This window comes from Providencia sp. PROV_01 (assembly GCF_053098325.1).
Window position 1 is genome coordinate 1969346 of the sequence record NZ_JBRFKD010000002.1, and the last position, 21487, is coordinate 1990832.

At 40.9% G+C, this 21487-nt stretch carries 19 protein-coding genes; 12 read left to right on the top strand and 7 right to left on the bottom strand.

Going from position 1 to position 21487, the window contains the following annotated elements; all coding sequences use genetic code 11:
* Positions 1 to 78: 78 nt before the first annotated feature.
* Positions 79 to 1557: a ribosome biogenesis GTPase Der gene (der, locus tag ACU696_RS09490; RefSeq protein ID WP_004912629.1), complete on the top strand. Its 1479-nt coding sequence runs from the start codon at positions 79 to 81 to the stop codon at positions 1555 to 1557.
* Between the two features lie 181 nt (positions 1558 to 1738).
* On the top strand, positions 1739 to 2608 hold the full coding sequence (gene rluF, locus ACU696_RS09495) for a 23S rRNA pseudouridine(2604) synthase RluF (RefSeq protein ID WP_109911482.1): 870 nt from the start codon (positions 1739 to 1741) through the stop codon (positions 2606 to 2608).
* Between the two features lie 115 nt (positions 2609 to 2723).
* Here the strand turns inward: rluF and ACU696_RS09500 are convergent, their stop codons facing one another.
* Both ACU696_RS09500 and hemF read right to left on the bottom strand, forming a co-directional pair.
* Positions 2724 to 3863 carry a M4 family metallopeptidase gene (locus ACU696_RS09500; RefSeq protein WP_184957485.1) on the bottom strand — a complete coding sequence of 380 codons (1140 nt, stop codon included), beginning with the start codon at positions 3861 to 3863 and terminating at the stop codon, positions 2724 to 2726.
* 158 nt (positions 3864 to 4021) lie between these two features.
* Complete coding sequence (hemF, locus tag ACU696_RS09505; protein WP_004912622.1) at positions 4022 to 4939, bottom strand: oxygen-dependent coproporphyrinogen oxidase; 918 nt, start codon at positions 4937 to 4939, stop codon at positions 4022 to 4024.
* A 136-nt stretch (positions 4940 to 5075) separates the two neighbouring features.
* Here hemF and ACU696_RS09510 point away from each other — a divergent pair, with 136 nt between their 5' ends.
* From ACU696_RS09510 to cysM, 8 genes are all read left to right on the top strand, one after another.
* Entirely contained in the window at positions 5076 to 5507 is a 432-nt protein-coding gene (locus ACU696_RS09510) for a GNAT family acetyltransferase (protein ID WP_209102012.1), read from the top strand.
* A gap of 91 nt (positions 5508 to 5598) precedes the next feature.
* Entirely contained in the window at positions 5599 to 6204 is a 606-nt protein-coding gene (locus ACU696_RS09515) for an RpoE-regulated lipoprotein (protein WP_110732026.1), read from the top strand.
* 243 nt (positions 6205 to 6447) lie between these two features.
* Entirely contained in the window at positions 6448 to 7347 is a 900-nt protein-coding gene (locus ACU696_RS09520) for a Dyp-type peroxidase (protein ID WP_209102013.1), read from the top strand.
* Between the two features lie 428 nt (positions 7348 to 7775).
* A complete protein-coding gene (locus ACU696_RS09525; RefSeq protein ID WP_109911486.1) occupies positions 7776 to 8798 on the top strand; it encodes a sulfate ABC transporter substrate-binding protein in 1023 nt (340 codons plus the stop codon).
* Complete coding sequence (gene cysT / locus ACU696_RS09530; RefSeq protein WP_004912608.1) at positions 8798 to 9628, top strand: sulfate/thiosulfate ABC transporter permease CysT; 831 nt, start codon at positions 8798 to 8800, stop codon at positions 9626 to 9628. The genes ACU696_RS09525 and cysT overlap by 1 nt, the downstream gene beginning before the upstream one ends.
* Positions 9628 to 10488: a sulfate/thiosulfate ABC transporter permease CysW gene (gene cysW / locus ACU696_RS09535; RefSeq protein WP_109911487.1), complete on the top strand. Its 861-nt coding sequence runs from the start codon at positions 9628 to 9630 to the stop codon at positions 10486 to 10488. The genes cysT and cysW overlap by 1 nt, the downstream gene beginning before the upstream one ends.
* 2 nt (positions 10489 to 10490) lie before the next feature.
* A complete protein-coding gene (cysA, locus tag ACU696_RS09540; RefSeq protein WP_447343065.1) occupies positions 10491 to 11579 on the top strand; it encodes a sulfate/thiosulfate ABC transporter ATP-binding protein CysA in 1089 nt (362 codons plus the stop codon).
* 372 nt (positions 11580 to 11951) lie between these two features.
* A complete protein-coding gene (gene cysM / locus ACU696_RS09545; RefSeq protein WP_117162421.1) occupies positions 11952 to 12836 on the top strand; it encodes a cysteine synthase CysM in 885 nt (294 codons plus the stop codon).
* 95 nt (positions 12837 to 12931) lie between these two features.
* Here the strand turns inward: cysM and crr are convergent, their stop codons facing one another.
* From crr to cysZ, 5 genes are all read right to left on the bottom strand, one after another.
* Complete coding sequence (gene crr / locus ACU696_RS09550; protein WP_004912598.1) at positions 12932 to 13441, bottom strand: PTS glucose transporter subunit IIA; 510 nt, start codon at positions 13439 to 13441, stop codon at positions 12932 to 12934.
* Positions 13442 to 13489: 48 nt separating this feature from the next.
* Complete coding sequence (gene ptsI, locus ACU696_RS09555; RefSeq protein WP_004912596.1) at positions 13490 to 15217, bottom strand: phosphoenolpyruvate-protein phosphotransferase PtsI; 1728 nt, start codon at positions 15215 to 15217, stop codon at positions 13490 to 13492.
* 140 nt (positions 15218 to 15357) lie between these two features.
* Positions 15358 to 15615 carry a phosphocarrier protein Hpr gene (gene ptsH, locus ACU696_RS09560; protein ID WP_004264876.1) on the bottom strand — a complete coding sequence of 86 codons (258 nt, stop codon included), beginning with the start codon at positions 15613 to 15615 and terminating at the stop codon, positions 15358 to 15360.
* A 351-nt stretch (positions 15616 to 15966) separates the two neighbouring features.
* Positions 15967 to 16920 carry a cysteine synthase A gene (gene cysK, locus ACU696_RS09565; protein ID WP_004912592.1) on the bottom strand — a complete coding sequence of 318 codons (954 nt, stop codon included), beginning with the start codon at positions 16918 to 16920 and terminating at the stop codon, positions 15967 to 15969.
* 243 nt (positions 16921 to 17163) lie between these two features.
* Positions 17164 to 17928 (bottom strand): sulfate transporter CysZ, encoded by a 765-nt coding sequence (cysZ, locus tag ACU696_RS09570; protein WP_109911490.1) that lies wholly within the window; start codon positions 17926 to 17928, stop codon positions 17164 to 17166.
* A gap of 218 nt (positions 17929 to 18146) precedes the next feature.
* On the opposite strand from cysZ, the gene zipA reads away from it, so the two are divergent.
* The gene (zipA, locus tag ACU696_RS09575) at positions 18147 to 19148 is read left to right on the top strand and encodes a cell division protein ZipA (protein ID WP_109911491.1); all 1002 of its coding nucleotides are present in this window, start codon (positions 18147 to 18149) and stop codon (positions 19146 to 19148) included.
* A 57-nt stretch (positions 19149 to 19205) separates the two neighbouring features.
* The gene (ligA, locus tag ACU696_RS09580) at positions 19206 to 21224 is read left to right on the top strand and encodes an NAD-dependent DNA ligase LigA (RefSeq protein ID WP_209102016.1); all 2019 of its coding nucleotides are present in this window, start codon (positions 19206 to 19208) and stop codon (positions 21222 to 21224) included.
* Positions 21225 to 21487 lie beyond the last annotated feature (263 nt).

The window sequence follows — 21487 nt, forward strand, 5'->3', positions numbered from 1 at the left end:
GGAGCCGTTTCGTTTTTTGTTTTCTGAGTTAAAGCCTCAGAATTCCTTTAGTTAATAAAAGTTGTGAGGCATCTAAAAATGATACCCGTCGTAGCGCTGGTAGGGCGTCCAAACGTAGGAAAATCCACGTTATTTAACCGTTTAACCCGTACCCGTGACGCATTAGTAGCGGACTTTCCCGGTCTGACTCGTGATCGTAAATATGGTCGTGCTGAAGTTGAAGGGCATGAGTTCATTATTATAGACACGGGTGGTATCGATGGGACTGAGGAAGGCGTAGAGACGCACATGGCCGCACAGTCCTTGCAAGCAATTGAAGAGGCAGACATTGTTCTGTTTATGGTTGATGCAAGAGCCGGGTTAATGCCCGCTGATGAAGGCATTGCCAAACACCTTCGTAGTCGCAAGAAAAAAACCTATTTAGTCGCGAACAAAACCGATGGAATTGATGTAACTACGGCAATCGGAGATTTTTACTCGCTTGGCCTAGGCGAAATTCATCCGATCGCGGCATCACATGGTCGCGGTGTTACTCAGTTAATTGAACAGTCGTTGAAACCTTTTGTGGAAGAAGACGAGGAAGAAGTTGAGTTGACCGAGGAAGAAGAAAATGCGGCATATTGGGCTGAGTTAGAAGCTCAAGGTGAGCTTGATGAAGACGAAGAAGATGACTTTGACCCAACAACATTACCGATTAAATTAGCCATCGTTGGCCGTCCGAATGTCGGTAAATCGACATTAACCAACCGTATTTTAGGTGAAGAACGTGTTGTGGTGTTTGATATGCCAGGAACCACACGTGACAGCATTTACATCCCAATGGAACGCGATGAGCGTGAGTATATTTTAATCGATACCGCCGGTGTGCGTAAGCGTGGAAAAGTTACAGAAACAGTGGAAAAATTCTCTGTTATCAAAACATTGCAAGCGATTGAAGACGCGAACGTCGTACTCTTAGTTATCGATGCACGCGAAGGTATTTCAGACCAAGATTTATCTTTACTTGGCTTTATCCTCAATGCGGGGCGCTCATTGGTGATTGCAGTCAATAAATGGGATGGTATGAAGCCAGAAGACCGCGAGCACGTAAAAGACATGCTTGAACTGCGTCTTGGTTTTGTTGATTTCGCGCGTATTCACTTTATTTCTGCACTGCATGGTAGTGGAGTGGGTAATTTATTTGAATCAGTGCAAGAAGCTTATGAGTCTGCAACTCGTCGAGTAGGTACTGCATTATTAACTCGTATCATGAAGATGGCAGAAGATGAGCACCAACCACCGCTTATTCGTGGTCGTCGTGTTAAAATGAAGTATGCCCATGCTGGGGGACACAATCCACCAATTGTGGTGATCCACGGTAACCAAGTTTCTGATTTACCAGATAGCTATAAGCGTTATTTGATGAATTACTTCCGCCGTTCATTGCAAGTGATGGGAACGCCAATTCGAATTCTGTTTAAAGAGGGAGAAAACCCTTATGCAGATAAGAAAAATAAGTTAACGCCAACCCAGTTGCGTAAGCGTAAGCGTTTAATGCAGCATTTGAAAAAACGCTAGTCAATAAGGCGCTGATGAAAGCTTAATTAGCCCTATTGAACGCATAAAAGCCGTAACAAAGTCATTATGTTACGGCTTTTTAATATTATCTGGATAATACTTTAAGAATGAATATCGCCCTTACGTTACTAGCATATATCATGATGAACGTAAGGGTAAGAATCAAAGATTGAGGAAAATTATGGACACTCGTTCTTCTACACGTTTAAACAAATATATTAGTGAAAGTGGTATTTGCTCAAGGCGTGAAGCTGACCGTTATATTGAACAAGGTAATGTATTTATTAATGGTAAGCGTGCAGGAATTGGCGACCAAGTTTTTGCTGGTGACGTGGTAAAAGTTAATGGGCAATTAATAGAGCCGCGTAATGAAGAAGATTTAGTATTAATCGCACTCAATAAGCCTGTCGGTATTGTTAGTACGACAGAGAGTGGTGAAAAAGATAATATTGTTGATTATGTTAATCATAGTACCCGAATTTTCCCGATTGGCCGCTTAGATAAAGACTCTCAAGGGTTAATTTTTCTCACCAACCATGGGGATTTGGTGAATAAAATTTTACGGGCAGGCAATTCTCATGAAAAAGAGTATTTAGTCACGGTCAATAAACCCGTAACGGATGACTTTATTCGTGGAATGGGGGCTGGAGTACCCATTCTTGGAACAATGACGAAAAAATGTAAGGTTAAGAAAGAGGCTCCTTTTGTTTTTAGAATTACACTTGTACAAGGACTAAACCGTCAAATTCGTCGTATGTGTGAGCATTTTGGCTTTGAGGTCACCAAGCTTGAACGTGTTCGCATCATGAATGTTAAGTTAACAGGCATTCCTGTCGGGGAGTGGCGTGATTTAACTGATGATGAACTGATTGAATTATTTGATATGATGGAAAAATCTGAATCAGACGTAAAAGTAAAGAAGCCACAGAAGTCAGCTTCTGCTAACAAAAGTAATACAAAGCAGACTTCGCCAAGTAAACCCAAAGTAAAACCAGAAAACCCGACACGCAAAAAGTTTACACAACCAGGTAGAAAAAAGAAAAAACGTTAACGTGCAGGTTTGATTAATAAGGCTGAATAAAAGAGTTGTTTTGAGCTCTTTATTATCGGCCTTTATGTTTTACAGAAAAATTAATCTTAAATTAGTTTAAAACTGTTTATATAAATTATTGCAGTTTTAAAACTAGTCCAACATCTAACCAGCTTTGCTGTGTTTTTTGCGCGATATTATCATCAAATAATTTCTTAGCAGCACGGATCGTTGCATTAGCAAATTCGATGAAGTTGGCTCTCTTTGTCACATTATTGTCAGACACGGCTTCAAGCCAAATTTTACCGGCGATGTCCCATGTATAACCTCCAAGACTCTTAGCTAATAGGTAAAAGGCTCTATTTGGGATACCTGAATTAATATGTACGCCGCCATTGTCAATAAAAATAGGTAAATCCTGATATTGAGACATATGACCAACTTGCGGGTCTCTAACATCGTCAGAAAGATAATAAGCATCCCCTGGGTTTATCATAGAACGTAGTGCCGGCGCATTTATTTGGTCAATAAATAAATTTTCGCCTAGTAGCCAATTAGAAGTATCGGCTGTTTCATTATTTAAATATTGTTTCACCATAATCCCAAGTACATCTGCGACAGACTCATTGAGCGCACCAGATTGGTAAGTATATCTAAAATCAGCTTTTGAACTAATAAAGCCGTGAGCCAGTTCGTGAGCGATTATATCGATGTCATTATAGAATGGGCCAAAAACGATTCCATCCCCGTCACCAAAGAAAATAGCTTGAGAATTCCAAAATGCATTAGCGTAGTTTGTTCCATAATGGATAACCGCATTAATATCAGCAGAACAGCCAAAAATTTGGTCAATATTTAATTTTTCCTTAAAAAAGGTACGGATAATGCCAATTGAATTAAATACTTGCCCCGCTGGTTCTGATGGCGCATGAGTATCTTCTTCGCGCATAATCACCGCGTAGTCATCATGTGGCATATGGCTATCAGGTGAAAGTCCTGAACGTTCACAAATTGGCAGGTCGGAATGCCAGTGGTTTTTATGTGGGACAGGGCGTTGAGCATCGCGAATAAAGCGATTATAGCGCTTTCCTATCATATCTATAGGGCAAGCTGAAAGATTATTGCGGTGGAGTAATGCATCTTCATGTGAATAGGTTCGGCTCATAATATCATTGATATGCGTGAGCGTTGATTTTAAGTCTGTGTGGCCTGATTTAGTGACTAAACTTGCTAATAAACAAGGTGATAATAATGAACGGCCTAAAATTTGATTCATATTACAACTCCATTCAGTTGGGTGAAATGGAATCATAATCTGTCGTAATTGATTTGTAACTACTTGATATTTAAGATTTATAATCAATAATTATTATTTTATGTTAGAAAGGTAGAACGGTTATTTTTCTACCTTAATTTATAAACCAGTGTTATCAATTATGGCGAAACCCACTCTTTATTTAAGACTAAAAATTCAGTATAGAGGGCAGCTTCTGGGCTATTAGGTTCTGGATGATAGTCGTATTCCCAGCGAACAAGCGGTGGCATTGACATTAAAATTGACTCTGTGCGGCCTCCGCTTTGTAAGCCAAATAATGTACCTCTATCCCATACTAAATTAAATTCTACGTAGCGACCACGACGATATAATTGGAATTGACGTTCTCTTTCACCCCATGAATGAGCTCGGCGTTTTTCAACAATCGGGACATAGGCATCTAAAAAACCATTACCCACCGCTTGAGTGAAGCTAAAACAAGACTCAAAACCACCTTGGTTAAGGTCATCATAAAATAGCCCACCAACACCTCGAGGTTCATTTCTATGTTTCAGGAAAAAGTATTCATCGCACCAATTTTTATATTTAGGATATACATCAGTCCCATAAGGGCGACATAGATCACGAGCAACGGTATGCCAGTGGATAACATCTTCATGAAAACCATAGAAAGGGGTTAAATCAAAACCGCCACCAAACCACCAAACGGGCTCACAACCTTCTTTTTCAGCGATAAAGAAACGAACATTAGCATGGGTAGTTGGAATGTAAGGATTCAGAGGGTGAATAACAAGAGAGACGCCCATTGCTTGGTAGCTACGGCCAGCAAGCTCGGGCCGATGTGCAGAGGCTGATGCTGGCAACTTTTCTCCTTTAATATGTGAGAAGTTAACCCCAGCTTGTTCAAATAATGCGCCTTTCGTTAGTACTCGGCTACGACCGCCACCACCTTCAGTTCGTTCCCATGTTTGTTCTAGAAAAGTTTGCTTACCATCTAGCTCAGTAATTTTTTGGCAAATAGTCTCTTGCAAGTTCTGCAAATAGGCTTTTACGCGATCAATATCTGGGTAATTCATTGTTTTATAATAGAACCATAGCAAAAAAATAATGGTTAAAGTATACCCTTTTACTCGAAGAAAGGCATATTGAATATTGATTGTGTTGCAAAAGCAGAGATAATGGCAGAAAGATTAGCTTAAGTAGGCAAATGAGATGGAAATACGAGTCTTTCGGCAAAGTGATTATGAAGACGTCCTGACCTTATGGGAGCGTTGTGTTCTCAATGAATTTTCAGGTGATCCTGAACTCGATATTGAACGCAAATTACAGTGTGGGGCCGACTTATTTTTAGTGGCTGAAGTTGCCGGTGAAATTGTCGGTACTATTATGGGGGGCTACGATGGCATTCGTGGCACAGCTGTTTATCTTGCTGTTCACCCTGAATATCGCGGTCGTGGTATTGCTAATGCATTAGTGAGTCGACTAGAAAAAAAACTGATAGCCAGAGGCTGCGGAAGAATAGAGTTATTAGTGAGTGAAGAGTCTGATGCGGCTATTTGTATGTTTGAAAAAATGTTGTATGAAGAAGAACAACCTGAACGTTTGATTTATTCGAAAAAATTAACGCACGAAACGGATTTTTAAGTTAATTGACTATTTATTTAACTTTCTATGGGAATGTTTTAGTAAATAGATTGTCACAATATGCATTATGCGACTCATAAAAGAGGATGATATGTCCCAACATGCAAAGTTGAACAGTAATAATGGATTATCGCCGTTGTTGAAGGTTTCTCTACTCTGTGGAGCAGCCTTGTTATCAGGGTGTGCGGGTGTGAAGGTTTTTTCGCCATCAACTTGGTTTAGTGGCCCGTTGGTAGTTTCTAGCTCAGGGCTTGGCCAAGTGACCAGTTTTACACCAATGCAAGCGGATATCATTAAGAAACAACTTAGTGACCGTTATACACTACGCAGCGGTATGCAAATGGAAAGTGGGGATGTGGTCACAGTTTTCCAAGGTATGGATGACAATGAAGTAAAATTAGAAATAGTGGGCCCTGAGCACGGTTATGTCTCACGTATTACGGTGAGTGATCCAAATATCGTCACCGAATGGGGGCCTGAAATTGGTACTGAATTTAGCGAAATTTACCAAAAAGCCTTCGGTATTTGCGGCTTAGGTGAACGAGTCAATGACGTTCCGACTATTGAATGTAATTCACCACAATCAAGTAAAGTGGTTTACCGTTTTACTGGTAAATGGCAAGGGCCAGAAGATTTAATGCCTCCAGATGATGACCTAAAAACATGGCAAATCTCGCAAATTATTTGGCATAAATAGTTTTATTTCATTAATGATATCGCCGGGCCTATTCAGACTGGCGATATCTTCCCACTAATACTTCTTTTTCGTTGTTTTCAAAGAAATTTCCCCTTTCTTAAATTTTCTTTCTTATAATAGACCTGAAACCTATATTCCCTTGCGTTAAAACAAGGTGAACATCATGGCGATAAGATAGGATATTAATATCGTTTTATATAAGAAATAGGTTATATAACATATTCATTTTACGAGGTTTACCGTATGTCTCATTCTCAAAGTGGTATTTTGAAAGAACATAGCCGTTTTGGTATTTTTATTGAAGCGCAAGTGCAAGAGGGATCTCTGGATGAAGTTAAGGCTGGATGTAAAAGCTTTGTCGAGGCTTTAACTAAATTACAAGCCCAATACCCAGATGACCGCCTCGGCGCGGTTATCGCGTTTGGCTCTGACATCTGGAAACAGCTCGGTAAGACAAATAGTGCCCCTGAATTGAAACCATTTCGCACGCTAGGTAAAGGACTCGCTCCTGCCACTCAACGGGATATGTTTATTCATATTCAATCACTGCGCCACGATATTAACTTTTCATTAGCACAGGCGGCTTTAAAAGCATTTGGTAAATCTATCTCTGTGGTTGAAGAAATCCATGGCTTCCGTTGGGTAGATGATAGAGATTTAAGTGGTTTTATTGATGGAACCGAAAATCCGCAAGGGGAAGAAATTGCGGAGGTCACATTAATCGAAGACGGTGAAGATAAAGGCGGAAGCTATGTTTTAGTCCAACGCTATGAACACGATTTAAGAAAATGGGATCGTTTTTCGGAACATGAACAAGAAAAAATGATTGGTCGGACGAAAAAAGACAGTATTGAGCTGGACGAAGATGCCCGTAATGTTACCTCTCATGTTTCCCGTGTGGTTATTGAAGAAGAAGGTGAAGAGCTTGAAGTTATGCGTCACAGCTTGCCATATGGAACAGCAAGCGGTAAGCACGGCTTATTCTTTGTGGCTTATTGTGCAAGATTACACAATATCGAACAGCAATTATTAAGTATGTTTGGTGAAAAAGACGGCAAATACGATGATTTGTTGCGAATGACGAAAGCGGTATCGGGCAGTTATTACTATGCTCCATCAATAGAGTCATTGCTGTCTTTATAAGTTTACTCGTCATACTTTGCGTTACAGTGCTGTTAGGTAGGTTAGATTGCCTTAGTCACATACTCTAGTATGCTCCTAGGGCTAATCTTCCTTGCCGCCTAGCTGTAACACAAATTATTTAGAGTAACTGTTTATACTTAGCAATTTAAACATAATGATTTGTATTTATTCTATTATTATTAGCCCGTTATCATTAATGCCTACTTACTACCTAGTAATGATTTAACTTATAGAATGCTCCTCCATTGAGTAATATTCATATCACTAACTAATTAAAAAATCAGTTAATTTTCCTGCTTATGACGTTCATTTCTTTGTTATTCTAATTTGATATATAAAAAGGTGATTGATAGCTACACAGTTATAACCAAAACATATACAGTGGTTCCAATGTCAGCCATTTGGGTTTAGTTACGAACAGGTGTGGAATGAAAAAATCATTTTTGAAAAAAACGGCACTCGCAAGTTTGGCAACAGTCTCATTACTCGGCAGCTCGCCACTAATTGCAGCTGAACTGCTTAACAGTTCTTATGATATTGCACGTGAACTATTTGTGGCGTTGAACCCATCATTTGAAAAACAGTGGAATGAGGCTCACCCTGACGACAAACTAACGATTAAACAATCACACGCAGGCTCATCAAAGCAAGCCTTAGCGATTTTACAAGGGTTAAAAGCAGATGTGGTGACCTACAACCAAGTCACCGATGTGCAAATTTTGCATGATAAAGGCAATTTGATCCCAGCAGACTGGCAAGCTCGCTTGCCAAATAATAGCTCACCGTATTATTCAACAATGGCGTTTTTAGTTCGTAAAGGAAACCCGAAAGGAATTAAAACGTGGGATGATTTGGTCCGCGAAGATGTCAAATTAATCTTCCCAAATCCAAAGACTTCAGGAAATGGTCGTTATACCTACCTTGCTGCATGGGGGGCTTTTAATCAAGAAAATAAAGGTGATAAAGCGAAAACCCGTGAGCAAATGAAACAGTTTTTGAAAAATGTCGAGGTATTTGATACCGGAGGGCGTGGTGCAACAACGTCATTTATTGAGCGAGAGCTTGGTGACGTCCTGATTAGCTTTGAATCTGAAGTGAATAATATTCGCTCTCAGTATGGTGAATCAGACTATGAAGTTATTGTGCCACCAGTGGATATTTTAGCAGAATTCCCTGTCGCTTGGGTCGACAAAAATGTACAAAAAAATGGGACTGAAGACGTCGCTAAAGCTTACTTAAATTATCTCTATAGCCCACAGGCGCAAGAAATCATCACTCAGTATAATTATCGGGTGAATGATAAAGCGGTAATGAATGCGAATAAGGATAAATTTCCTGAAACTCAGCTGTTTACGGTTGAATCTCAATTTGAGAGCTGGCCAAAAGTGATGGATGTTCATTTCGTCACTGGTGGGGAATTTGACAAATTAATGGCAGAAGGGCGCCGTTAATGAATCGTTCAGGAAAGCGCTTTTTGCCGGGTTTTGGGCTAACGCTAGGTAGCAGTCTGTTCTATACGTGTTTGATTTTGCTATTACCCATGAGTGCATTGGTGATTCAATTATCAGAAATGACATGGCAGCAATACTGGGCCGTCATAAGTTACCCGCAAGTGGTTGCTGCGTATAAAGTGACGTTACTGTCAGCGTTAGTCGCAAGTCTGTTTAATGCGGTATTTGGCATGCTATTAGCTTGGATTTTAACGCGTTATCGCTTTCCTGGGCGTTTGTTTTTAGATGGTTTAGTGGATTTACCCTTTGCATTACCTACCGCTGTGGCGGGGCTAACATTAGCAACCTTATTTGCAACCTCAGGGTGGTATGGGCAATATCTGCACCAGTTTGATATTAAAGTTGTTAATACTTGGCTGGGAATTGCGGTTGCAATGGCATTCACCAGTATTCCGTTTGTTGTGCGTACGGTTCAACCAGTGTTGGAAGAGCTCGGCCCTGAGTACGAAGAAGCTGCTCAGACTCTAGGTGCAAGCCGTTGGCAAACTTTTCGTAGAGTGGTATTACCGGAGCTTTCACCAGCCTTATTAGCCGGAACGGTTTTATCCTTTACGCGTAGTTTAGGTGAGTTTGGCGCCATTATATTTATTGCGGGTAATATTGCGTGGCAAACCGAGGTTGTTTCATTAATGATTTTTAGTCAATTACAACAATTTGATTATCCGGCCGCCAGTGCTGTCGCCTCAGTTATTTTAGCGGTTTCATTGTTACTGTTATTTAGTGTCAATTTAGTACAAAGCCGCTTCGGTAAACGGTTAGGAGGTAAGTAATGGCGCAAATTACCCCCATTCATACTGCTAGCCGTACCCAAATAAACTGGGGGAAATGGCTATTAATAGCGATAGGTTTATTGTTTTCACTTTTACTATTAGTTATTCCAATTGTTTGGATATTTATTACAGCTTTTCAAAAAGGGTTAGATGCTGTTTTACTGAATTTGGCAGACTCTGATATGCTACATGCCATTGGTTTAACAGTATTAATTGCTTTAATTACGGTTCCGGTAAATTTAGTCTTTGGTACCATGATGGCGTGGTTAGTGACGCGATTTCAGTTTCCTGGTCGCCAATTATTACTAACCCTAGTTGATATTCCGTTTGCGGTTTCACCTGTTGTTGCAGGTTTGCTGTACTTACTTTTTTATGGCTCAAACAGTTGGTTTGGTGGATGGCTTGAAGGTTTTGACATCCAACTGATGTTTTCATGGCCCGGTATGGCATTGGTGACTATTTTTGTCACTTGCCCATTTGTGGTACGTGAGTTAGTCCCGCTAATGTTAAGTCAGGGTAGCCAAGAAGATGAAGCGGCGGTTTTACTTGGGGCCTCAGGATGGAAGATGTTTTGGCGTGTGACATTACCTAATATCCGCTGGGCATTGTTGTATGGGGTTGTTCTAACTAACGCCCGCGCGATCGGTGAATTTGGTGCGGTTTCGGTGGTCTCAGGGGCTATTCGCGGTGAAACATACACCTTACCATTGCAAGTTGAATTATTGCATCAGGATTATAATACGGTGGGCGCATTTACGGCCGCAGGGATCCTCGCACTAATGGCAATTATCACCTTAATTCTTAAAAGTGCATTGCAGTGGCATTTGAGTCGCCAGCAATCTGAATCAGGAGTCCATTAATCATGAGTATTGAAATTGAAAAAATCGGTAAATTATTTGGTAAAACCCAAGTACTTAACGATATTTCACTGGATATTGCATCGGGTGAAATGGTTGCCCTATTAGGGCCTTCCGGTTCAGGAAAAACAACCTTATTGCGGATTATTGCAGGGCTTGAGCAACAAAGTCAGGGGCTATTACGTTTTCATGGTCACGATGTCAGTAAAATCCATGCTAAAGATAGGCATGTTGGCTTTGTATTTCAACACTATGCACTATTTCGCCACATGACAGTGTTTGATAATGTAGCCTTTGGTTTAACTGTCTTACCAAGAAAACAGCGCCCATCCGCTCAGGCTATTAAAGATAAAGTAACAAAATTGCTAGAAATGGTTCAACTCGGTCATTTAGCTTCACGTTACCCTGCACAACTTTCAGGGGGGCAAAAACAGCGAGTGGCATTAGCAAGAGCTTTAGCCGTTGATCCACAAATTTTATTATTGGATGAACCTTTTGGCGCGCTCGACGCACAAGTACGTATTGAATTACGCCGTTGGTTACGTCAATTACATGATGAATTAAAATTTACCAGTGTTTTTGTGACTCATGACCAAGAAGAAGCCATGGAAGTTGCAGATAGGGTGGTAGTGATGAGCCAAGGTCATATCGAGCAAGTTGGCACACCGAGTGATATATGGCAGCGCCCAGAAACACGATTTGTCCTTGAATTTATGGGGGAAGTCAACCAAATCTCTGCCCATATCAAAGGTTCAACATTAAATATCGGTGGCTATGACTTTCCACTGAACCACACTAGTGTTCAACAAGGAGAAGTCGACGTATTTTTACGTCCTTGGGATATCTCATTACAAGCTGAAGTGGATGAGCAGCACCGTTTACCTGTAAGGGTCACGGAATCGGGGCCAAGAGGGCATTTTTGGCAATTAACCGTTCAACCGTTAGGTTGGGGGAAAGAGCCGTTGTCAGTGATTTGGCAGTCTGAGAAAACAATACCCACTCGAGGTGAACGTTACTTTTTAGGTAGCCAGCAGGCAAAGATTTATCAAGGTGATCAGCCGTTAATTTTTCCACAACTCGCTGAAAGTGCATGAATATAAAATTCAATAATTTATAACACTAATAAATATATTATTGGTGTTACCTTCTCTATTACTTTCTAGGTATATTCCCGATGATTAGACTTTATATTAAAAATATTAAGTCTAATCTCTCTATGTTTAATTTTCGCATAACCATTTGATATCAAATAATTAATTATTGTATTTTTATGGGAAATATAACTGGCAATTCTATAAACTTATTGTAATATAATATATCAATTAGCTATATCAGAAATGGTAATTAAGATAATCTATTTTTCTAATATTAATGTGAAGAGATTTCAATTTTTACATTTCAATATTGGGGTAATATCTTATCTCTATTCTTTCTTATTTATATATAAAAATTATAAGGATGGTAAAGTGTCGGCTCTGGAACAGTTTATCGGTAATACCCCATTAGTAAAACTTCAGCGTTTAACACAAGGGATTGAAGCTGAAATTTGGGTAAAACTTGAAGGCAATAACCCCGCGGGTTCAGTGAAAGATCGTGCGGCATTTTCAATGATTAATGAAGCGCAATTACGGGGTGAAATTAAGCCAGGCGATACGCTAATTGAAGCGACTAGCGGTAATACCGGTATCGCCCTCGCGATGATAGCCGCAGTAAAAGGCTACAAATTAAAATTACTCATGCCAGATAACATGAGTAAAGAGCGACAAGCCTCTATGCAAGCTTATGGTGCAGAACTTATCTTAGTAAGTACGGCTGTCGGTATGGAAGGTGCACGGGATCTTGCTAAAGAAATGGAGCAGCGAGGAGAGGGGAAAGTTTTAGACCAATTTAATAACCCTGATAACCCATTAGCCCATTTTAAAACAACGGGTCCTGAAATTTGGCAGCAAACTCACGGCGCAATTACCCATTTTGTGTCGAGTATGGGAACCACGGGGACCATTACAGGGGTTAGCCGCTATTTAAAATCCCAGTCAGCGGACGTGCACATTGTTGGCTTACAACCTGCTGAAAAAAGCCAAATTCCGGGTATTAGGCGCTGGTCACCGGGTTACTTGCCCGGCATCTTCGATAGCTCATTAGTTGATAGCGTACTGGACATCAACCAGCAAGAAGCCGAAGAAACCATGAGAGCCTTAGCGAAGGTTGAAGGTATCTTTTGTGGTGTGAGCTCAGGTGGAGCGGTTGCCGGTGCTTTAAAAGTGGCTCAAGCTAACCCAGGAGCGGTGATTGTGGCAGTCATTTGCGACCGAGGAGACCGATATTTATCAACAGGTGTATTTAATGAGTGAGATAATTTAATTGCCACTGGCGTGCAATAAAGTACCCCATCAATGAAAAACCATCAGGCAAGCCTGATGGTTTAAACTAAATATGGGTAGTTGAGTTATTTCTTAATACGCATGACGACAGTTTCACCCACTGTCACTGAGCCCGTCAGTTTGTTTAGCTCTTTGATTTCGTCCATATTAGAAATGACAACCGGAGTTAGAACCGATTTTGCTTTCTCTTCTAATAGTGCTAAATCAAACTCAATGATTAAATCACCTTTTTTCACTGCTTGACCTTCTTCGGCGATGCGTTTAAAACCCTCACCTTTAAGCTCAACAGTATCAATACCGAAGTGAACAAATAGTTCTATGCCATCATCTGATTCAATAGAAAACGCATGGTTAGTTTCAAAGATTTTACCAATTGTACCGTCTACAGGGGCAACGATTTTGTTACCTGCGGGTTTAATCGCAATACCGTCACCTACAATTTTTTCTGCGAACACAACGTCTGGAACATCTTCAATATTGACTATTTCACCCGATAAAGGCGCGATAATCTCAATACTGCCACTGCTACTTTTGTCTTCCGAAACGAGTGATTTCAGTTTGTCAAACAGACCCATGGACCTTCTCCTAATCGTTTTATATGGGACCGAACTAATGTGCTGTTCTTAGCATAACGTTTTTTCTTGGATAAAGGTATCTACAAGTTTCATCAATTCATCCGCTGTTGGTTGAGCAAGTGCTTGTTCAGCCAAAGCTTGAGTATCAGTAAAGCTCGCATTGCGAATTAGCTTTTTGATACGTGGAATTGAAATTGCGCTCATACTAAATTCATCCAGCCCCATGCCAAGTAGCAATAAGGTTGCACGCTCATCTCCAGCTAACTCCCCACACATCCCAGTCCATTTACCTTCAGCGTGTGATGCATCGATCACTTGCTTAATTAAGTTTAGGACAGCAGGTGACATCGGGTTGTAAAGATGAGAAATCAGTTCATTACCACGGTCGACCGCTAAAGTGTATTGAGTGAGATCGTTCGTCCCAATACTAAAGAAATCAACTTCTTTTGCCAAATGGCGAGCAATAACAGCAGCTGCTGGCGTTTCAACCATCACACCGACTTCAATTGACTCGTCAAAAGCCTTACCTTCTTCACGTAACTGAGCTTTCAGCATTTCTAGCTCTGCTTTTAGTTCACGAACTTCTTCAACGGAAATGACCATTGGGAACATAATACGCAGTTTACCAAATTTAGAGGCTCTTAAAATAGCTCTTAATTGTGAGTGTAAGATTTCTTTGCGATCAAGACAAATACGAATTGCACGCCAGCCGAGGAATGGGTTCTCTTCTTTCGGTAAATTCATGTATGGCAGGTCTTTATCACCGCCGATATCCATAGTGCGGACAATAACGGCTTGGCTGCCCATCGCTTCTGCAACTGCTTTATATGCCTGGAATTGTTCTTCTTCAGTAGGAAGAGAGTCTCTATCCATGAATAAAAATTCAGTACGATAGAGGCCAACGCCTTCTGCGCCATTGCGTTCTGCTCCGGCAACATCACGCACGGTACCAATGTTGGCACAAACTTCAACTTGATGACCATCAAGGGTGATAGCTGGCAAATCTTTTAATTTTGCGAGCTCTTCTTTTTCTTGAAGATATTCATCACGGAAGGCTTTCAGTTTGTCAATTTCGGTTTCAGATGGGTTCAAGTGGATAGTGTTGTTGACACCATCTAACACAATGAAATCGCCATTTTTAATTTTACTGGTGGCATCGCTCGTACCGACAATGGCAGGTAACTCAAGGGAACGCGCCATAATTGAGGTATGCGATGTACGGCCACCTAAATCAGTAATAAACCCTAATACTTTATCTAAATTCAGCTGGGCGGTTTCTGAAGGGGTTAAATCCGCAGCGACTAAAATAACTTCTTCGCTGATTGCACTTAAATCAACGATAGGAATATTTAAGATGTTTTTTAATAAACGTTTACCAATATCGCGTACGTCAGCGGCACGCTCTTTAAGGTATTCATCGTCAAGAGATTCAAGTGCTTGGGCTTGGTCTTCAATAACGGAATATGCGGCTGCATCAGCAGTTTTTTTATCACCTTTGATTAAAGAGACAATTTCTTGTTCCAGCTCTTCATCTTCCAGCAGCATGATATGACCTTCAAAAATCTCAGCTTTTTCGGCTCCAAGATTTTTTTCGGCTTTCTCTTTAATCAAATTGAGTTGTTCGGCTGATTTGTTACGACCCTCAATAAAACGAGCGATTTCTTTATCAACTTGATCGTCAGCGATTTTCTTTGTGCTAACAACGATAGGATCTTCTTTGAGGATTAAAGCCTGACCAAAAGCAAAACCCGGGGATACTAAAATTCCTGAAATCATAATATTACCTTACTGCTGCTAGTGCTGGGAGTTCTGATGTTGCAGAGACGACAATAAATATAGCTGATTATACAAATGTCCCCGAATGAGATCACTCAGGGACATTGAATGAAATCAGTAAACGCTATATTCGTGCGAAATTATTCTAATTCGCCCATCAGTTTAACTAAATGCTCAACGGCTTCTTTTTCATCTTCGCCTTCAGCTGAAATTGTCACTACTGTGCCTTGTGTTAGGCCTAAGGTTTGTAATTTAAACAAACTTTTCGCACTAGCGGATTTACCACCAGAGATTAAAGAAATATCGGAAGAGAATGCTTTTGCTTCTTTTACGAATTGAGCTGCAGGACGAGTATGTAGACCATTTGGTGCCGTAATAGTAACTTCTTGCTGAAACATAGTATTTCCTCAATAACTTTCGTTTTTTTAATTACCCAGCCAATTGTAGATGAAATAGACTAGGTTTGCGTATAAGTTAGATTATTAACTTGAAAAAAGGTTTCCTACTTTGTGCGGTATCAACCCTTTTTCTGCTTTTCTTGCGAACTCGTGACTTTTTCTCGTTGGCAAATTATTTTACTTGGCCTAGAGGTTGGCTAAAAAGTGATTAATTTCGAGGTGCAAAATAATTACTATGTTTAATACTAAACCCCGAATTAGAAATCATCTCCATCCGTGCTAAAGTTTGATCCATGCCACAAAAAAAGCACCATTTAGGTGCTTTTTTAACGATATTGTAACGAAATTATGTTATTCAGCGGAAATGTCAGCAAACAGGACAGTTGACAGATAACGCTCACCTGAAGAAGGTAAAATAACGACAATATTTTTACCTTTATAAGCAGGGTCAGCGGCAATCTTAGTGGCAGCAGCAATTGCTGCACCTGATGAAATCCCTGCGAGAATACCTTCTTTTTCCATCAGTTCGCGTGCGGTTTTAATCGCTTCGTCATCACTGATTTGAATGACTTTATCAAGCAATTTTAAATCTAAGTTACCTGGAATAAACCCAGCGCCGATCCCTTGTATTTTGTGAGGACCCGGCTTAATTTCTTCGCCCGCCAAAGCTTGGGTAATGACAGGAGATGTTTCGGGTTCAACAGCGACGATAGTCACATCTTTACCTTTGGTATTTTTCAGATACTTTGCAATACCGGTAATTGTCCCACCCGTACCGACACCTGCGACTACAACATCTACATTGCCATCGGTATCTTCCCAAATTTCAGGCCCTGTGGTTTTTTCATGAATTTCAGGGTTTGCTGGGTTATTAAACTGTTGAAGTAATAGGTATTTTTTAGGGTTACTATTCACTATCTCTTCAGCTTTAGCTATCGCACCTTTCATGCCTTTTGCACCCTCGGTTAAAACGAGGTTGGCACCCAATGCTTTGAGCAGTTTACGGCGTTCAATGCTCATAGTTTCAGGCATGGTTAACGTCAATTTATAACCTCTTGCCGCAGCCACATAGGCTAAAGCGATACCCGTATTACCACTGGTTGGCTCAACTAATTCTTTGTCTTTGTTGAGGATACCTTTTTTTTCTGCATCCCAAATCATGTTCGCACCAATACGGCACTTAACACTGAAGCTTGGGTTGCGAGATTCCACTTTTGCTAAAATATTGCCATTACCAAAATGCTTTAAACGGACAAGAGGGGTGTGGCCAATGGTCAACGAGTTATCATCATAAATTTTGCTCATGGGATATCCTTAAAATCGGTTAGCCGGTAATGTAATCGGTATTAATAAAAAAATAATGAGATGGATTCAACATACGTTAAGAACAAATTAATGCAAATATGATTTGAGTATAAGCTTATAACGTAATGCTATTTTAGATCCAATTGTTCTAAGAAATTTCGCTGAAAAGAAGTGAAGTATTCGATAAGAGAAAGGCGCAGGCGATAAGCCTGCGCAATAATTGGTATACAATAATTGATAAAATTAGTAACGTGCGTAACGCTCACGATACCGGTCAACCCACATCAATGTTGCACCACAGACAGCAACAGGCATGATCACTAAGTTGACAAAAGGCACCATCATTAACAGGCTAACGACACCACCAAATTGAACATTTCTCATTCGTTCTTTGGCAAGCGCTTGCTTCATTTCACTGAAACCAACACGATGGTTATCAAACGGATAATCGCAATATTGAATTGACATCATCCAAGCACCAAATAAAAACCACAGTACCGGAGCGACAGTTTGGCCAATACCAGGTATGAAAAATAGGATTAATAACCCAATAGCGCGAGGCAAGTAGTAACCGATTCGGACAAACTCGCGTTTTATCATACGAGGAACATCTTTTAATAACTCAGCCACACCCGTATCTGGCGATGGTTTACCCGTTAGCTCAGCTTCGAGTTTCTCTGATAGCCAACCGTTAAAAGGCGCCGCGATAATATTAGCAACCGTACTAAAGAAATAGGTAAATACGAGCAGTATTGAGATAACGGCGATTGGCCAAATAACATAGTCGAGCCATTGTAGCCAGTCAGGAACGTAACTCATCACTTGGTTTATCCAGCCACCAAGCTTGGTATATAACCACCAAAATGCGCCGCCTAAGAATAAAATATTGGCTAATAGGGGCAAAATAACAAAACGTTTAATACCGGGACGAGTGATTAATCTCCACCCTTGTGTAAAATAATAAAAACCGGAATGGTCTTTTTGTGTCGAAAATGTCGATTGGGTCATACTTCTTGTTCTCTCCTTTTCGGTTGACCATGTATCATATAGATATGAAATTAGGCTGACTAGCCATTATTCGCTTAAAAAAGCAGCAAATGAAAGCGGAATATTCTCTTTCTTGTAAGAAAATCGTTCTGGGGGTTGCACTTAGAGCAATTGAGAAATAATCTTAGGGTAGTTTCCGCCGTATTGGCATTATCATTCATCAACTAGAGATAGCAGCGATGCAGGATTTGCGTCTGATATTAGTGGTCGTAGGTGCGATAGCGATTGTCGCTTTATTACTGCATGGTTTATGGACCAGCCGTAAAGAGCGCTCAAAGTTATTTCGCGATAGACCCGTAAAACGTAGAAAAAACGATATGCAAGAGAATTCATCAGAATATGATGATTCCGCATTATTTACTGAAAATCAACCTACTCAGCAAGCGCCTGTTCACCCCGCTGCGACTGAGCCTGTATATCCGGTAAAAAATGAGTCTCCAGTTGAACCTAATATACAGCCACAGGCATCGGTTGAACCTGACATTATTATGAATATGGAGCCAGAGGCTAAATCGCCAGTTCATAATGAGCCTACGATGCACCAACGTACTGAACCTGTTCATGTACCTGAGCAACTCACCATTAATATGAGTGAGGAAGTGGCTATTGAGCCAGAAGTTCGTACTCAGCCAGTCATTGGTACTGCCGCTGAGCCGCATATTGATTCAACTAAATTGAGCGAAGAGCCTCAGCCGAGTACCTATGAACAAGAGACGCAGCATATTGAGAAGAAAGCTGAGCCGCAGGAAAATTCTGCTACAACAAGTAGCAAGGAGACAGTCCTGGTACTTCACGTAGCCGCTCTTCAAGGACAAGAACTTCAAGGTGAATTGTTACTGCAGAGTATTTTACAAGCCGGTTTCCAATTTGGGGAAATGAAAATATTCCACCGTCATGTGAATCCGTCTGGTACAGGGCCTGTGCTGTTTAGCTTAGCTAACATGGTAAAGCCGGGCTCATTTGACCCTGAGACAATGGCGGACTTTACCACCCCAGGGGTTTCCATGTTTATGATGGTACCGTCTTACGGTGATGCAGGGCAAAATTTCAAACTGATGTTGCAAGCGGCTCAACGTATCGCATCAGATGCGGGAGGAGTTGTTCTTGATGACGAACGCAAAATGCTGACACCTCAAAAAATAGAGGTGTATCATGCACGAATTAGAAACACACTAAGTTAAGTAAACATTGAACAAAACCCCCATTAATTGGGGGTTTTTTATCTGTATGAGTGAATCATGACTACCAAACAAGAAATAGACGAATTAAAAAAGCAGTTACGTCATCATGAATATCAGTACCATGTATTAGATGCGCCTGAAATTCCAGACGTGGAATATGACAAGTTAATGCAACGTCTAAAAGAGATAGAGGCGCAGCATCCTGAACTTGTCACCAGTGATTCACCGACTCAACGTGTTGGTGCTGCACCATTAGCTGCGTTTGATACCGTACGCCATGAAATTCCTATGTTGTCGCTAGATAACGTTTTTGATGAAGAAAGCTATCTTGCGTTTGATAAGCGAGTCAGGGATCGCTTGAAAAATCATCAAGAACTGACTTTTTGTTGTGAGCTCAAGTTAGATGGGTTAGCGGTCAGTTTGCTGTATGAAAACGGTGAGCTAGTACAGGCCGCGACTCGGGGCGATGGAACCGTAGGCGAAAATATTACTGCGAATGTTCGAACCATTCGTGCTATCCCATTGCGTTTAACGGGAAGCAATATTCCTGATCGCGTTGAGATCCGTGGGGAAGTTTTTATGCCCCAAAAAGGCTTTGAAGCGCTTAATGAGCAAGCACGCAAAACGGATGGCAAAGTCTTTGCAAACCCACGTAATGCAGCAGCAGGTTCTTTACGCCAATTAGACCCACGTATTACCGCCAAAAGGCCGCTTACTTTTTATTGTTATGGTGTGGGGCTTGTGGAAGGAGGCTCTTTACCGGATACACATTATGACCGTTTAATGCAATTCAAGGCATGGGGTTTACCGGTTAGTGATTATGTTCAATTACGTGTTGGTCATCAGGCAGTATTGGATTTTTACCATGAAATTGAGCAAGTTCGACCTGACCTTGGCTTTGATATCGATGGTGTGGTTATTAAGGTTAACTCGATTGCGATTCAAGAAGAGTTAGGGTTTGTTTCTCGAGCACCTCGCTGGGCGACCGCATTTAAATTTCCAGCGCAAGAACAAGTGACATTATTAAAAGATGTTGAATTTCAAGTCGGGCGTACCGGGGCTATCACGCCTGTCGCGCGTTTAGAGCCCGTGCAAGTTGCAGGCGTCGTTGTCAGCAATGCGACTTTACACAATGCCGATGAAATCGAACGCCTTGGTGTGCATATTGGTGACACGGTTATTATTCGTCGAGCCGGAGATGTTATTCCGCAAATCGTCAGTGTTGTGGTTGATAACCGCCCTGCAGATAGCCGGGAAATTGTTTTTCCAACTCATTGCCCAGTATGTGGCTCTGATATCGAACGAATCGAAGGCGAAGCGGTAGCGCGCTGTACAGGTGGGCTTATTTGTGGGGCACAACGCAAAGAAGCACTGAAACATTTTGTCTCACGCAGAGCAATGGACGTCGATGGCATGGGCGATAAAATTATCGACCAATTAGTTGAAAAAGAGTATGTCAAAACGCCGGCAGATTTATATCAATTAAGTGCGGGTATCTTAACAGGCTTGGATAGAATGGGGCCGAAATCGGCACAAAATCTGGTTGATGCACTCAATAAGTCTAAACAAACGACGTTAGCTCGTTTTATTTATTCCCTTGGAATTCGTGAAGTTGGTGAAGCAACGGCGGCAAACTTAGCCGCGCATTACACCACACTTGAAGCCGTGATGGCGGCAGATGAAGAGTCACTAAAAACGGTTCAAGATATTGGTCATGTGGTCGCGAAGCATGTGGTCAATTTTTTCCGCGAACCTCATAACCAAGCGGTGATTGAAGATTTACTGACTAAGGCAAATATTCATTGGCCTGAAGTAAAAGTCGTCAACAGTGCAGAAATTGATAGCCCATTTGCAGGTAAAACGGTAGTGCTAACAGGGTCAATGAGTATCTTGACGCGTGATGAAGCCAAAGACAAATTAGTCGCTTTAGGTGCAAAGGTTTCAGGAAGCGTCTCTAAAAAAACAGATTTGGTGATTGCTGGTGAGGCTGCAGGTTCTAAATTAGCGAAAGCAAATGAACTTGGCATACGTGTTATAGATGAAAATGAATTGATTCGTTTGCTGAATATTCAATAGTGAACTATATTCAATTTGGCTTAGTTGCCTACAATCTCTGTAGGCAACAATTTTGTACGCAGGTTGTTGTAAGTCTTAACTTAAATTCTCAGTAAAATTTCTGTGCAAAAAAAGCGAATACTAGGATTTGTTATAGTTGAAACGTGATCCCCTTCTTCTTTTTGCAAAATACACCTAGTAAGCTTTCATATTAATGTGACCTCCGTCTCATTTAAATGTTGTCTATTACATAGAATATGCACATAGACTGATTCTTAAATTTG

Excerpts from the sequence above, each read along its gene's own strand:
- cysK (WP_004912592.1), bottom strand. The coding sequence starts at position 16,920 with ATGAGCAAAATTTATGATGATAACTCGTTGACCATTGGCCACACCCCT.
- zipA (WP_109911491.1), top strand. The coding sequence starts at position 18,147 with ATGCAGGATTTGCGTCTGATATTAGTGGTCGTAGGTGCGATAGCGATT.
- cysW (WP_109911487.1), top strand. The coding sequence starts at position 9,628 with ATGGCGCAAATTACCCCCATTCATACTGCTAGCCGTACCCAAATAAAC.
- cysA (WP_447343065.1), top strand. The coding sequence starts at position 10,491 with ATGAGTATTGAAATTGAAAAAATCGGTAAATTATTTGGTAAAACCCAA.
- ACU696_RS09525 (WP_109911486.1), top strand. The coding sequence starts at position 7,776 with ATGAAAAAATCATTTTTGAAAAAAACGGCACTCGCAAGTTTGGCAACA.
- ligA (WP_209102016.1), top strand. The coding sequence starts at position 19,206 with ATGACTACCAAACAAGAAATAGACGAATTAAAAAAGCAGTTACGTCAT.
- ACU696_RS09520 (WP_209102013.1), top strand. The coding sequence starts at position 6,448 with ATGTCTCATTCTCAAAGTGGTATTTTGAAAGAACATAGCCGTTTTGGT.
- rluF (WP_109911482.1), top strand. The coding sequence starts at position 1,739 with ATGGACACTCGTTCTTCTACACGTTTAAACAAATATATTAGTGAAAGT.
- der (WP_004912629.1), top strand. The coding sequence starts at position 79 with ATGATACCCGTCGTAGCGCTGGTAGGGCGTCCAAACGTAGGAAAATCC.
- ACU696_RS09515 (WP_110732026.1), top strand. The coding sequence starts at position 5,599 with ATGTCCCAACATGCAAAGTTGAACAGTAATAATGGATTATCGCCGTTG.
- ACU696_RS09500 (WP_184957485.1), bottom strand. The coding sequence starts at position 3,863 with ATGAATCAAATTTTAGGCCGTTCATTATTATCACCTTGTTTATTAGCA.
- crr (WP_004912598.1), bottom strand. The coding sequence starts at position 13,441 with ATGGGTCTGTTTGACAAACTGAAATCACTCGTTTCGGAAGACAAAAGT.
- cysZ (WP_109911490.1), bottom strand. The coding sequence starts at position 17,928 with ATGACCCAATCGACATTTTCGACACAAAAAGACCATTCCGGTTTTTAT.
- hemF (WP_004912622.1), bottom strand. The coding sequence starts at position 4,939 with ATGAATTACCCAGATATTGATCGCGTAAAAGCCTATTTGCAGAACTTG.
- ptsI (WP_004912596.1), bottom strand. The coding sequence starts at position 15,217 with ATGATTTCAGGAATTTTAGTATCCCCGGGTTTTGCTTTTGGTCAGGCT.
- ptsH (WP_004264876.1), bottom strand. The coding sequence starts at position 15,615 with ATGTTTCAGCAAGAAGTTACTATTACGGCACCAAATGGTCTACATACT.
- ACU696_RS09510 (WP_209102012.1), top strand. The coding sequence starts at position 5,076 with ATGGAAATACGAGTCTTTCGGCAAAGTGATTATGAAGACGTCCTGACC.
- cysT (WP_004912608.1), top strand. The coding sequence starts at position 8,798 with ATGAATCGTTCAGGAAAGCGCTTTTTGCCGGGTTTTGGGCTAACGCTA.